This is a genomic window from Ferruginibacter paludis, assembly GCF_030409685.1.
GTDB lineage: Bacteria > Bacteroidota > Bacteroidia > Chitinophagales > Chitinophagaceae > Ferruginibacter > Ferruginibacter paludis.
This window is the reverse complement of the sequence record NZ_JAUFQJ010000023.1, coordinates 17,221-31,911: the sequence shown is the minus strand read 5'-3', so window position 1 is coordinate 31,911 and position 14,691 is coordinate 17,221. Positions and strand designations below refer to the sequence as shown.

Here is a 14,691-nt window from a genome sequence, read left to right as displayed (position 1 = left end):
TTTTTTATTACGACATGCAGTAACACACTGATTTCTTAAACAATTTTTAAATAACTGATGCTATTACTTAAATGACCAGCTTGCTTTTAAGCAAATATTTCTTCCCATGCCATAAATTCCTGAACGACCATCAGGCGGGCTTTCGTAATATTCAAAATACTTCAGCCTACTGAGGTTGGATTGATATGCTTTATCAAACAAATTGTTTACCTGTAATTGAAATTGCAAGATGCTCGTTACTGTCAAAACTATCTTTGTGCTTACTGATAAATTGAAAAGGGTATAGGAAGGTGTTGGGGTTTCAGTATTGTTCAACGCTAAGAACCTGTTTTGAGCGGCATTGAATTCAGCTTCGATTTTTGCATTGATATCTTTTAAAATTTTTGACTCCATATTTATATTTTGGATCAGACTGCTTAATATTTTCAATGGTGGGATCAATGGCAAATAAGCCCCATTGATGCCTTTGCTTTTATAAGCACGTTTCTTGTTAAAACCATATACCATCGATAAGGCATTGTCAAATGAAAATGCTTTAAAACCAGATGGATGCAAATTTAAATTGAGCTCCATACCATACAGTTGCGCCGCGGCTTGCTGATATTGGAAAGCCTTATTACCCTGTGCATCTAAAACAGGGTTGGCGTTTTCATCTGTTAATTGCGATAAATAAATATAATGCGCTATGTTATTGTTGAACAGGCTGACATTAGCAGTAACATCTTTAAAACTAAACGCTGTTCCGATATCTTCCTGCAAACTAAATTCCGGAATAAAATTGCTGTTTCCCAGGTAAATGATATGTGCTCCGGGATCGAGTCCGTTAGATGCGAATTCAGTAATGCTGGGTGCACGGTAGCCCCTTGCCACGTTGGCTTTTATGCTGACGTGCTCGTTCGCCTGGTAAGTAGCGCCAATGCTCAGGGATGTGCCTGTGAATGACTTATTAAATTGGGGGAATTGTAAATAGGCTCCGGCTGTATCGGGCGAATAAATATGTTTGTTGAAGCCTGTCAGGTTGTTTACACCAGTATAGAATGGAGCACCTTTTAAATGCCTGTTGTCATATCTTACACCTCCGCTGATAGTCCATTTTTTTTGTTTCCATTTTCCATAGAGGTAAATGCCGGCATCCAGCAGCCTGTAATCGGGAATGGGGAAATCGGTAGCATCTTTACTCTTGTTGTTCTGATACATTCCATTTACGCCGAACGAAATTTCAGTGTTCAGTAAAGCCGGAGCGTTGTAACGAAGGCTGTAATTAAAGGTGTTCAGCCGTACATACATTCCAGCCTGTTCAGGTAAAGTGGGGTGATTATATTCCCGACGGATATTTTGTTGCAGTCCCAACAAAATATCAATGTTTCCACTGCCCAACTCATAATGATTGTTGCTGTATAATCTGTAGTGCTGAATATGCTGATGTAAAGGGCTGGGCATATATCCGTTTAATGTCGTCTCTGAAACCACTGGCCGGTTTTTTATGTCGTCGTTGCTGCCTTCATAAATTTGCCTGGTGAATTTTCTGGTTGCTGAATCCCTGCTCCCATCCGGTACTCCCTGTAGATTGTTATACAATGTGAGGCTCACATTAGAGTAACCTTTATCACTGTAATGCTGTACAATTACGGATGCATTGGTCTCCCGAAACCCTGTGTTATAAATCCTTTTATCAATGCTATTAGTGTAGTTTTTTGCCATTTTAAAAGAACCACGCATTATATATCCCCAATGGTTTTTTGACCACGATAGTTTTAGTCCGTTGCTGATTAAACCATTATTATGTTGATATTCTACATAATATTTTCCCTGCAGATTTTCGTCTTTATTTGCAGGTGTTTCTGGAATCAGGCTTACCACTCCCGCCACGGCGTCTGAGCCATACATAATGCTTGCAGGGCCTTTCACAACTTCTGCTTTGCCTATGCTGTATGCATCGGTTTCAATACCATGTTCATCGCCCCATTGCTGCCCTTCCTGCCTTAACCCATCGTACAGTACCAAAACACGGTTATAGCCCAATCCCCTGATGAAAGGCTTGGAAATATTGGGTCCTGTTTTAACGGCGTTCAGGCCAGGTACATTTTTTACCAATACATCTATGATGTTTGTTTCGGCACCATTTTCAATTGCTTTTGAAGATACACTGGTAATGGCGACTGGATTTTCCTTTGCAAGTGTCGCTTTCGATGCGCTGGTAACCACAACTTCATTTAATGTGCCAGATAAGGGCGTCATAAATACCTCCATATGTTTACCAGTCGGGGAAATTGTAATGGTATCTGAAAAGTAACCTGATGACGAAATCGCCAATTCCACAGCTGTCATGTTTTGCGGAATTGGTAACTTAAATTTTCCATTCACATCCGTACTTGTACCAACACCCGTTTGCATAATTTGAATGCTGCAAAAGCTAAGCGCCTGCTGAGTCTGGGCATCTTTTACTACGCCGCTTATATTTTGTGAGTGCACCGGCATTTCTAAAATCAAGATGGAAAAAAGCAAAAAAAATCTTCCGGTACAAAAATAATTTTTTACCAAGTGTTTATTAATTAGATAAACAAAAATAATAAGTTAGATTAATCTAACAAAATTATTTGTCAATATTTGCGCTTTTATTTGACGCACTAATTTTAATAGATTTGTGTTATGAATTCATTAATAGAAGAAAACTACCTGAAAGCTTTGTTCAATATGGCCAATGAGGCCGGCGAAGTGAATGTTACGGAACTATCAAGGAGGCTTGAAATAAAGATGCCTACCGTCACAAGCATGATGAAAAAATTATCAGATAAAAAGTTGGTACTGTACGAAAGTTATAAGCCTTTACGGCTGAGTGAAAAAGGCAAGAAAGAGGCCGGGCTAATCATCCGTAAGCACCGCCTTACAGAAATGTTTTTGGTTGAAAAAATGCACCTGGGTTGGGAAGATGTTCATGACATAGCCGAACAAATTGAACATATCCAGTCGCCTGTTTTCTTTGAAAAAATGGACGAGTTGCTCGGATATCCCAAGGTTGACCCACATGGTTCTCCAATACCTGATAAAAGTGGCAAAATAGTTTGGAAAGAGTATAACAAGTTAAGTGATTGCCGTGAAGGGGAAACAGCAAAACTAGCCGCCGTTATCAACACTTCGTCGGATTTTTTAAAATTTTTAAATGGCCGCGAAATGCGTTTGGGAGTAAAGATTAAGATACGCTCAATAGAGCCTTTTGATAAATCGATGGTGGTGAGTTATGGCAAAAGGCAGGCAGAAGTATTAAGTAATGTCGTGTGCGAAAGGATATTGGTTGAAAAAGAAGGATGATGTTTTTATTCTGTTTTATTAGTCAATGAATTTCTTTTTAAAGTAACAGGTTATTACTATTGGCCACTCTGGTATGCTCTTTAAAAAAATTAAAAACGCCCCGGGTGGCCAGGGCGCTTAATCAACCATTTATAATCAACATTTATGGGAAAACGTATTTATTGCTTCACTTTTTTAAGCAGCATTACATAGCCGCAAAGGTTCTTCTTTCCTTTATTTACCTGAACCGGTTTCATCATATGATATTCTGATAATTTTGGTATGTAGGAATAACTAATCACATTGCCATCTACATCTCCCCATTGTTTTTTCTGATAAGCAACCTGCTTTTCATCCCAGTCATACATTCTTACTTCATATAATTTAGAAGTAACATCACCAATAAAAACAAACTGGTACCAGCTGCCTTCTGTAAGTGGAACAATGACCGGCATTTCATATTCGCTTTCCATTGCCATAGAAGCTTCTTTTACTATTAAAAAGCCTTGTTTTGCCAGTTCCTGTTTTATACTATCCGCCTGGTGTAAAATATAGGGATCTGAGCATGCCGATTGTCGTATTACATTTTGAGAAGCTGCTTCTTTACTTAGGCCCAATAGTAAAGTAATTGAGATAAGAAGGGTGTAAATTTTCATGGTTTAAGGTTAGAGGTCATAGGATGTAAGCGTCGGGATAAATCTGTTCATTGGCCATTTATAAATGTATAACAATTTAAAATGGGCAGTATTCCAAATTCATGCCAGTATAACAACGGTTATTTTTATAAAATGTTATATAATGGCCAAAAAATTGCTGTCAAAAAACGCCAGCCTCAGGTATTTTTACTAAAATAGAAGGCATCAGCCTGTTGTGTACAGGTAATAATCAGGTCGTTGATGCAAACGTGTGCTGGCAGACCGGCACAATAAAATATGGTGTCTGCTATATCTCCCGCCGTCAGGGGAGTAATGCCGGTATAGGTGGCAGCAGCCTTTTCTTCGTCTCCCTTAAAGCGGACGAGGGCAAATTCAGTTTCAACAGCTCCGGGATGAACGGCTGTCACTTTGATGTTATGTTTAAGCAGGTCGATGCGCATGCCCCTGTTGATAGCATCAACAGCAAATTTACTGGCGCAGTACACATTGCCTTTTTCATATACTTCTTTACCGGCAACAGAGCCCATGTTAATTATATGGCCTGATTTCCTGGCTATCATAAATGGCAATACCGCTTTACTAACGTATAATAAACCGTGTACGTTGGTGTTTAACATCGTTTCCCAATCATCCATATCAGCATCTTCAAACAAATCACGGCCCGCGGCCAGCCCTGCATTATTGATTAAAATATCAATTTGCTTCCATGGTGCTGATAATCCTTCAATTGCTTTATTCACGGCCAGCCTGTCCTGGACATCGAATATTAACGAGATTACTTCAGTTGGATATTCAGTCTCTAAACTTGCTTTCAATTTTTCCAGGCGTTCCGTTCTTCTGCCCGTTATGATGAGACTATAGCCAGCCGAAGCAAATTTTCTTGCGCAGGCTTCGCCAATACCCGAAGTAGCGCCTGTTATTAATACGATCTTATTCATGCCCCTAAATTAAGGTAGATTATTTGAAGTTTGAAGGGTTAATGCCTTGATTCCAAGCCTGTAATGGCCAGGAAAGTGAAATTATTACTTTGGGAGGCAGGTTGTAGCGTTGGGGCACAACGGTAAGGCAGGGTGAAATATGCTCTTATCGCAGCAACACAACATAGCCTTTTCGTTTTATTACATTGTTTTGAAAAGTAGCCCCTTCCGCCATCCAAACATACGTGCCGGGATCTTGCGGGTTGCCTTTGAAAGTGCCATCCCATCCCTGTCCCTTCTGACTGGTAGCAAACATCAGTTTACCCCAACGGTTATATACCCTGAAATAATTAAGGGTTCGCATGCCCAGTAAAATGGGTTTCAGTACATCATTATTCTGATCATTGTTAGGAGTAAATGCAGTGGGCACATAAAAACTGGGTGGCACTTTGTACAATTTTACATGGATGCTATCTGTATCGCTACAGCCTGCTTCACTGGTTACTTTTAAATAGTAGGTAATATTTTCTTCCGGCAGGGCAGTAGGATTGGCGGTATTGGTATTGCTAAGCCAGGTGGACGGCGTCCATTCATAAGCGATACCGCCTGTGGCATTAAAAATCAGAGGCTCGCCCAATACAGAAGTTGTATCTGGCGGACCTGCGTTAGCCACTACTAAAGGATCTACATTTAAAATCACCGTATCATAAGCAGGTTTTGGGCAACCGGTAACATCCGTCACAGCAACAATGTATTGCGTGGTGTTTGTTGGGTTTACTGCTATCGGATTGGGAATATTGGTAGCATTCAAAAAAGTAGCAGGGCTCCATTGATAACTAACGCCACCGGTAGCTTTTAATTGAACTGACCGTCCATAGCAAACCGTGGTATCGTTTCCCGCTTTGGCAGGGGGGTATGGTAGCGTACGAATAGTTATATCATCAGCACTGCTGCACTTGCCAACATTGCCTACCACATGATAAGTTATAGCAGGTACCAGCGGGTTGGCAAAGGGATGTTTCGCAGTATCGCTGCTCAGGTAGGTTGACGGGCTCCAGGTATAATGCAACGCATTGCCCGTAGTACCTATTAACATTCCATCTGTTTTACAGATAATGGTATCATTACCGGCATTGACGTTGACCGAACGTATTACATCTACAAACACAGAATCTTTACCAATACAACCCGTCGGGTCTGTAAAGGTTAAAAAATAGGTAGTGGGTACATCAGGACTTACCAGCGGGTTGGCGCTGGCAACGTTGTTAATATTGTAATTCGGACTCCATTGAAAAGTACCTGTATTGTTTGTTTTTATTTGCAGTGTATCAATAAAGCAAATCAATGTATCTCTTGGTATAATTGAAATGGCGGGTGTGTTCCTGATTTGAATAGTGCTTTGAACGGTATCTATACAACCCAATGTGCTGCCTACAATCAGGCGAACCTGGTAGGTACCGGAATCTGCGTAAATATAGCTGGGATTTTTTGCTGCACTCGTATCAGTAGTTGTAGCCAGGTTACCAAAGTCCCAGTGCCAGCCCGTTACGGAACCAAATTTAGCGTTGGTAGTATCCGTAAACTGTACCGGAAATCCTTTACACAAAGGTGCATTGGATTTAAAACCAGGAAAAAATCCGGGATACACTTTCACCTGGGTAGTGGTTGAGTCTGCACACAAGCCACCTATATCTACCCTTAATTTTAAGAGATAAACGCCGGTGTCCAGGTAGTTGTGTGTAGGAGTTGCTAATGAAGACGTGTTATTAATACCCGACGCCGCTTCACCAAAATCCCAGAAATAGTTAGTACCGGAGGGATTGGTTGCGTTGTTGGAAAAGTTGACAGTAAATCCATCACAACTAGTTGGAATAGGGTTTAAAAATGCCTTGGTGGCCGAGCAGTCTCTTACCCTGATGTGTAATTCTTTCCGGGTTTCACCAATGTAAACCCCTTTTCTATATTCAGACACACACACGGTTACCGCATATTCTCCGGTATTTGTAATGGGTGGCGCAATACCACTTATTAAGCCGGTAACAGGGTTAATAGTGACTTTAGTGCCGAGTGGATTTGAACCGCTGTATGAAGCAAAATAAGGAACCGTATTATAAGGAGGAGCATCTGCTATTGCAGGAGCCGGTTCTGTAGCAGTGCCACCACTAAACGAATTACAGAAAGAGTAACTCAATGAATCTTTATCAGGATCGCTTGCTGAAAACGGGTATCTGAAAAAACTATTCTCGCAAATCACCGCTGTGTCATTTACGGGAAACTCAGGACTACTATTTTTAATGGCATCCGGCACAGGAGAGGCAGTGCCTGGAATTTTAATTGTGTAGGTGTTTCCAATGGTACCCGAGTTGGCAATGTTGTCCATATTTTCAATACGACAACAGCGCTGATAGCTGATGGTATAGCCGTTGGCGGAAGCAGGCAATTCAACACTTGCAAGTTCGTAAGTAACAATCCGGTAATAACAAATCGCCTGGTCGCCGGTGATGCAGGGATCATCATATATTTTTTGTAGTAAAAAACTTGAGGTTTGCTTTACAAGAATGTTATCGACTTGCGTGGAAGATGTTCCGCTAAAAATGGTAAAATTTACAGTGGGGTCAATTTGAGCACCTGTTGCATCGCAATCCATGTAAACTGTAAGTGTAATTTTATATTTGATGTAGGACGTATTGGCCGTGCCTGGTCCTAAGTAACGGTAATTGAAAAAACCTCCTTTAATGTGGCGGGAAAAAGTACATAAGGTACACATGAGTAAAATCGATAGAAGGAAGATTTTTTTCATTCTTTGTCCTGCAGTTTAGGCAAATAATAGATATAAATATAGTTAAAAACGTTGGGTGGCCGGATGGTTAACTTGTTAAAAGTAATTGAATAAAAAATTGAACAATACTTTATTGGCTTTTTCCGATTCCTCCCACATACCCATGTGGGCCGACTGTTCTAAAATGGTAACACACGATTGGTCCGGCAGGTAGCATTGTTGCAGGCTGCTTTGCAAAGGAATGGCCATATCATTTTCGCCAATAATAAACAATACTGGTGTATTCATTTGTTTTAATACGCGTGTTCTGTCTGGCCGTTCAATCATTGCTTCGTAATATTGAACCAGCGCTTCATTGCTAAAATTTTTGCCGTATCCAATAAGTGCATTTATTTTTTCAGGATTGTTTTCAACAAATGATGCGGTAAACAATCCAGGTATACTTGTTTTTAAAAATGAAAATGCTCCTTTTGTTTTTATAAACTCAATTGCTTTGCGCCTCGTTTGTTTTTTTTCTTCACTGTCGGCAAAAGCGGTCGAGTGAAATAATCCGATGCTGTTTAAACAGCCGGGATATTTTTCAGCAAATGACAGCGTTGCATACCCGCCCATACTATGCCCAATGAGTGTAACTTGTTCTTGCCCTTCCGGGTATTCCTTGTCTATTATTTGTTTTACTACATCTGCATAGGTATCAATATTGGCATCTTTTATAATTTCCGATTGTCCGCTGCCCGGAATATCGGGAACGATGAGACGGAAATGTTCCTGCAGAAAATCAATTTGCGGTTGCCAAACTTTACCATCTTCCCCAAAGCCATGAAGTAATACCACAGGTTTGCCTGCACCATAAACCTGGTAATAAACGAACGAATTTTGACAGATAATATGTTTTGCTTCCATAAAAAATTAAAATAACTGGTATCTGCGATAGCTACTGTACAGCATCATAAGAATTACCGGTAACAGAGCATTGTTCATTTGCTGTGGCAGAAAAAACCAACTCAATAGCACAAGGATTAAACCGATGGTCAATAAACCCAGATATTTTTTTACCCAATTTTTTTTGCTGTTAACAAAAAATGCAAACACGATATTTGTTGGCCATGCCCAAAGCAAGTTGAAGTTATTTTTAACCATGGAGTGATCAGTGCTTGTCCACATAAACACAAATAAAATGCCCAAAGCGCCGGTTAAAAAAAGTAACAATCCATCGAAACCGTTTAAAAAGAGGATTATTTTTTTATTGCCGGAAAAACTTAAGGCGATGATGAATACTAATAATATTGAAAAAACGACCATTGGCGTAAAAAAGGAATGACCGTTGTCTGCCGGTGTAAATGGATATAACTTGCTTTCACTCACAACCAACTGATGCTGCGGATTTGTGCTGTCCAATGCCTTCATCAGGTTATCGGGTAAAAATTGAGATTGAGCGGTAGTCATTACAGCATCAGTGGGAGCGCCCAGCAAAAGGTCAATGCCTAATTTGCTCCAGTACTTGCTACCTTTATCAAGGTATTCATGAATGGCCTGGCGAAACCGTGTTTTTGCGGGCATCACGGGCTTCAATGGAGGATAATTGGTTTTAAATTGTACAATAATATCCCTGAGCCGTGTGGTGCAGTTATCCAAAAAGAAATCATATTGGTAATACCTGTTTTGTTCCTTTGCATTGTTGTAAACAAAATGCATGAGCGCTATTTTTTCGGCGGCACTTAAATTTAATACTTGTTCCGTCATGCCCCGGTTGGTAGTTTGATATTCTTCTTTAAAGTCAGGAAAATCTGCTGTCGAAACGTAATACAATAATTTGCCCCTGATAAATTTTATATAGAAGCCCGGATCATCGAAATTAAAAGTGCCGTAATTAAAAACAATGTCTGATACACTACTACTGTCGGTTACCCTTAAAGCACTATGACCGAAAGTAGAATACAATTCATCGCCGGGTGTACAGGTGAGCAATGAAACCCTGATATGTGAGGAATCCTGGGCGAACGAAGTAAAAGATAAAAGAAAAAATACTACAGTTAACAACTGCAATTTGAAACGGTAAAATGCAGAGGCTGTACTATTATGCAGGTTTTGTTTCATGATAATTATTTCAGCCTGTGCAGAAGTTTGCCGGAATATATTTTCTTGTTTTAAAATTTGTAACGTAACAATGACATCCTTCGCGATACAATCGTTGCATTAATTAATATGTTTGGACATAATAGTTCGTTAAAGCGGTACAGTACAAGAGGGCGATGCAACGATGCACCACAAAGCTTCAAAGCCCGGACACTAAAACTGCACTGTTTACCTGCTGTAATTAGGTGCCTCTTTTGTAATGGCAATATCGTGTGCATGACTTTCACGCATACCCGCGTTCGTTATTTTTACAAATGTAGCATTCTGTAAAGCCTTGATATTACTGGCGCCGCAATAGCCCATTCCTGCCCGCAAGCCACCTGTATACTGATACACAATTTCTTTTAACGGACCTTTAAAGGCAACCCTTCCTTCAATGCCTTCCGGTACAAATTTTTTGATATCGGCCTCCACGTCCTGGAAATAGCGGTCGCTGCTGCCTTGCGACATTGCACCCAGCGAACCCATGCCGCGGTATTGCTTGAACCTTCTTCCTTCGTAAATAATTGTTTCGCCGGGGCTCTCTTCCGTGCCTGCAAAAACATTGCCCATCATCACGCAACTGGCACCTGCGGCCAATGCTTTAACCATATCACCGGTGTAACGTATGCCGCCATCGCTGATGATGCCAACATTCTTTCCTTTTAATGCTGCGGCAACCTCCATCACGGCAGTTATTTGAGGAACACCTGTACCAGCAACAATACGCGTAGTACAGATAGAACCTGGTCCTATACCTACTTTCACCGCATCAGCGCCGGCCTCGGCCAACGCTTTGGCACCTGCACCGGTGCCCACATTACCCGCAATTACCTGTATACCTTTGAAAGTTTTTTTAATTGCTTTCACCGCATCTATTACGCCTTTTGTATGGCCGTGTGCGCTGTCCATGCAAATAATGTCAACACCCGCTTTTTGTAAAGCGGCAACCCTGTCAAGTGTATCCTTTGTAATGCCAACTCCTGCGCCAACCAGTAACCTGCCAAAGGAATCTTTTACTGAATTGGGATGGCTTTTTAATTTAAGGATATCGCCAAATGTTACCAGGCCAATCAGTTTGCCGGCTTTGTTGACAACGGGTAATTTTTCAATTTTATTTTTTTTGAAGATGAGTTCTGCTTTTTTAAGATCGGTGCCTTCGGGAGCGGTAATGAGATTTTCTTTGGTCATGATGGTACTTACCTTTTCTTTAAAATTGGTTTCAAAGCGTAGGTCGCGGTTGGTAAGAATGCCTATTAATTTTTGTGCACCATCAATAATTGGAATACCGCCGATTTTATTTTCCCGCATAATACGAATTGCTTCGCCAATCGTTGCATCAGCGGTCAATGTAATAGGGTCAAGTATCAATCCGTTTTCACTTCTTTTAACTTTTCTTACCTGGTCGGCCTGCTGATCAATACTCATATTTTTATGCAATATGCCAAGGCCACCTTCCCGTGCCAGGGCAATTGCCAGCTGGGCTTCAGTTACGGTATCCATGGCTGCGCTCAGCATGGGTACATTTAATTTTATCGATTTGGTAAGTGTAGCGGTGATGTCAACTTCGCGGGGAAGGACTTCTGAATAAGCAGGTATAAGTAAAACGTCATCGAACGTTAAGCCTTCACCGAAAAATTTGTTGGATTTTGTTTGTGCCGGAGTGTTGTTTATTGTTGCCATAGGCAAAGATATATGAAAAAGTAAACGCTCCCAAAACCAAAGAATTTTTTTAAAGTATCAACTTATTTTATATACTTTACCGGGTAAGCTGTCAACTATTCCATTCATTTCCAGCATCAGTAAAGCTGCAGCCATGGCGCTACTACTGAGGCTACTCTTAAAATACAGCTGGTCTATCTGCAGGCTTTCGTGCTGCTGTAATATATCTACCACTATTTTTTCATCTGCGGTAAATTCTATAAATAGTTCCCGTTGTTTTTTATGGGTAGTTTTTGCTGCAGATTTCCAATTCATCATTTCAAGCAGGTCATCTCCGCCGGTGATTAAAGAAGCTTTATTATTTTTTATCAAATAATTGCATCCTTCGCTTTTGCTATCAGTTGTTTTGCCGGGTATAGCAAAAACGTCTTTGTTGTACCCGTTGGCTAATTCAGCTGTAATTAATGAACCTCCTTTTTTGCCGCTTTCGATCACCACTAACCCATCACACATGCCAGCTACAATACGGTTACGTTTGGGAAAATTTTGTTTATCGGGGTTGGTGTTGTTTAAAAATTCGGTTAGCAATCCGCCCTGTTCAACCATCTGTTTGGCCATGCTTTTATTTTGCGGCGGATAAATCCTGTCGAGCCCGTGCGCCAGCACGCCTAAGGTAGGTAGATTATTTTTTAATGCCGCTTTATGTGCGATGGTGTCAATCCCATATGCCAGTCCGCTTACTATGAGTACATTTTCAGATTGTAATTCTTCTACCAGTCTTTCGCAAACGGCTTTGCCATAATCACTATTACTGCGGGTGCCCACAATGGAAATAATCCGGCTCGTATTTAAGTCAGCTGTTCCCCTGTAAAACAGCAGCAGCGGGCTATCGTAACAGTTTAATAAGCGTTGCGGATAATTTCTATCTGTTATAAAGAGTGGGGTAATTTTGTACTGTTCAATAAATTTTATTTCCGCTTCGCTGCTGGTAAAATCGGTGAATGATTTAATGCTGTTAGCCCTTACTGTGCCAATACCTTCCAGGTTTTCAAGCTCCTTCTTTTTTGCTTTAAAAACAGACTGTGCGTCGCCATATATATTTATCAATGACTTGGCATGTACATCGCCAATATTAGGCACAAGGGTTAATGCAATTTGATAAAGCAAATCAGACATGGGGGATGGCGGCTTGGTAAATATAAGAACAATAATAAAAAATCTTTTTACCAAAACACAATATTAATTGCTGATAACGCTTAATTCCGTTCTGCGATTGAGGGCTTTACCCGTCTCGGTAGTGTTATCTGCAATAGGTTTTGCAGCACCCAGGCCTTTAAACTGCAGTCGTTCGCGGGCTATTTGCCTGCTGGCCAGCAGGTAGTTTACAACAGACAATGCCCTGCCGTTGGACAGCACAACATTATCCTGTGGTTTACCAACATTATCAGTAAAGCCGGTGATTACAATTTTCAGTTTCGGGTTATCATTCATCAATTGAATTACCTTATCCAGTTCAACAATCGACGCTGGTTTTAATGCTGTTTTCTTTGTGTCGAAAAAAATATTTTTTAAAATAATTGAAGCGCCGGTTTCAATTGGCTGCAAGGGAATATCGGCGGTATAAACTGAATCACTACTTGCATCAATATTATAATGCTCGGAAAAAAAGAGATATCCTTTCCGGTTTACGTTGAAAGCATAATCTTTACCTACAGGCAGTGTAGTTAAATAATTACCATCTTCATCCGTTTGTACTTTGCTGACTAAACGGCGTGTATTGATGTCCGTTAATTCAACTGAAGAAGGCAGACCATTTTTTGTTTTGGCATCAAATACTTTTCCTTTTACCCACAATGTTCTGGGTGGTTGTATATCTTCCCTTAATTGAAAACTATATAAATCTAACCCGCCACGGGTGTCACTTCCGTCGCTTGCGTAATAGGCTGTTTTCCCATCAGCAGCTACAATCAAAGAACCTTCTTCATCAATGGTGTTGATGGGATAGCCTAAATTTTCGGGTTCACTCCAGGTGCTGTCTGTTATTTTTTTGGAAAAGAATAAATCTGTCTGACCGTAGCCGGGATGGCCGTTGCTGTTAAAAAATAATGTTTGGTTATCGGCGTACATAAATGAGCAGCTTTCATCGCCTTTGGTATTGATGACAGGTCCCAGGTTTTCCGGCCGGCTCCACTTGCCGGCATTACTCCGGTGCGTTACCCAAATGTCTTTACCACCATAGGTTCCAGACTGGTTGCTGGAAAAATAAAGATCTCTTTTATCCGGGGAGAGTGAAGGCGACGATTCCCAAAAATCGGTGTTTACTATTGGGCCAATATTTTCTGCTTCGCTCCAGCCATTTTTTGTTTTAAAGGAAATATATAAATCGCAGCTGCCCTGGCCTTCGGGGTAATTACATCCCGTGAAAATAATCCACTCACCATCCTGCGAAATGTTTTGTGCTCCTTCATTTAAATTGGTATTCACCTTTCCTCCGAGCGGTTTTGCCTTGCTCCATTTTCCATTTGTAAAGTCGGATTCATAAAAATCTTCATCGCCTGAAAGTCGCCTGGTGAAAATTAATTTTTTACCATCAATGGTAAGGGATGGATAATATTCCAGTGCATCTGAATTAACACTGTCGCCTAAATTTTTACGGGCAAATACATAATTTTTTGCGGGATGTTTTTTATCATACTCCAGTGCAAATTCATACACGCTTTTGCGGTAATTGCCTGCTTTAATGCTTTGCGGATTGAGTGTGGGGTTGGTTAAAAATTCGGTAATTGCTGTTAATGCTTTTTGAAATTGCCCCATGCCCGCAAGTGAAATTGAGTAGGGCAGCAAATAAGTTTTTGCAAACACGGAATCCAGCTGCAAGGCTTTTTCAAAATTAATAACCGAAGAATCATATTTTTTCTGATCGGCGTAAATTCCTGCTTTGGTTAGCCAGGCTTCTACAAATTTAGGGTCAATGCTGATGGCTTTATCAATGTCGGCAATGGCAGCATCATATTTTTGATCCATTGCATTTTGATATGCTGATTCATAAATAGCGTACGCTTTTTTATTTACTTTTTCAGGACTATACCATTGGGCTTTACTTACTGCAACAAAGCAGGAAAGTGAGCATACAACCAAAGCCAGTCTTTTAAAAGTAATGTTTGTTATTGCCATACACTATCAATTGTTGGTTGAAGGTAAAACGAATTACAAAGAAAAAATTGTGATGGCTGTTAAAGTTGCTTTTGGAAGCAGAAGGCTTAAAGCTTAACGC

At 40.5% G+C, this 14,691-nt stretch carries 10 protein-coding genes; 1 reads left to right on the top strand and 9 read right to left on the bottom strand.

The genetic code is table 11. From position 1 onward, the window contains the following. Positions 1-63: 63 nt before the first annotated feature. Positions 64-2,478: a TonB-dependent receptor gene (locus QWZ08_RS24000; RefSeq protein ID WP_290340155.1), complete on the bottom strand. Its 2,415-nt coding sequence runs from the start codon at positions 2,476-2,478 to the stop codon at positions 64-66. 171 nt (positions 2,479-2,649) lie between these two features. Here QWZ08_RS24000 and QWZ08_RS23995 point away from each other — a divergent pair, with 171 nt between their 5' ends. Continuing rightward, positions 2,650-3,309 (top strand): metal-dependent transcriptional regulator, encoded by a 660-nt coding sequence (locus tag QWZ08_RS23995; protein WP_290340154.1) that lies wholly within the window; start codon positions 2,650-2,652, stop codon positions 3,307-3,309. A 158-nt stretch (positions 3,310-3,467) separates the two neighbouring features. On the opposite strand, the gene QWZ08_RS23990 is transcribed toward QWZ08_RS23995, so the two are convergent. From QWZ08_RS23990 to QWZ08_RS23955, 8 genes are all read right to left on the bottom strand, one after another. After that, entirely contained in the window at positions 3,468-3,944 is a 477-nt protein-coding gene (locus QWZ08_RS23990; RefSeq protein WP_290340153.1) for a hypothetical protein, read from the bottom strand. Positions 3,945-4,120: 176 nt separating this feature from the next. Next, the gene (locus QWZ08_RS23985) at positions 4,121-4,882 is read right to left on the bottom strand and encodes an SDR family NAD(P)-dependent oxidoreductase (RefSeq protein WP_290340152.1); all 762 of its coding nucleotides are present in this window, start codon (positions 4,880-4,882) and stop codon (positions 4,121-4,123) included. Positions 4,883-5,027: 145 nt separating this feature from the next. Continuing rightward, positions 5,028-7,661 (bottom strand): PKD domain-containing protein, encoded by a 2,634-nt coding sequence (locus tag QWZ08_RS23980; RefSeq protein ID WP_290340151.1) that lies wholly within the window; start codon positions 7,659-7,661, stop codon positions 5,028-5,030. Between the two features lie 75 nt (positions 7,662-7,736). Beyond that, complete coding sequence (locus QWZ08_RS23975) at positions 7,737-8,543, bottom strand: alpha/beta fold hydrolase (protein WP_290340150.1); 807 nt, start codon at positions 8,541-8,543, stop codon at positions 7,737-7,739. Positions 8,544-8,549: 6 nt separating this feature from the next. Then, positions 8,550-9,737, bottom strand: coding sequence for an Lnb N-terminal periplasmic domain-containing protein (locus QWZ08_RS23970; RefSeq protein ID WP_290340149.1), 1,188 nt, complete (start codon positions 9,735-9,737; stop codon positions 8,550-8,552). A 207-nt stretch (positions 9,738-9,944) separates the two neighbouring features. After that, positions 9,945-11,438 (bottom strand): IMP dehydrogenase, encoded by a 1,494-nt coding sequence (gene guaB, locus QWZ08_RS23965; protein ID WP_290340148.1) that lies wholly within the window; start codon positions 11,436-11,438, stop codon positions 9,945-9,947. Positions 11,439-11,495: 57 nt separating this feature from the next. Continuing rightward, complete coding sequence (gene dprA / locus QWZ08_RS23960) at positions 11,496-12,593, bottom strand: DNA-processing protein DprA (RefSeq protein ID WP_290340147.1); 1,098 nt, start codon at positions 12,591-12,593, stop codon at positions 11,496-11,498. 63 nt (positions 12,594-12,656) lie between these two features. Beyond that, the gene (locus QWZ08_RS23955; RefSeq protein ID WP_290340146.1) at positions 12,657-14,591 is read right to left on the bottom strand and encodes an OmpA family protein; all 1,935 of its coding nucleotides are present in this window, start codon (positions 14,589-14,591) and stop codon (positions 12,657-12,659) included. Positions 14,592-14,691 lie beyond the last annotated feature (100 nt).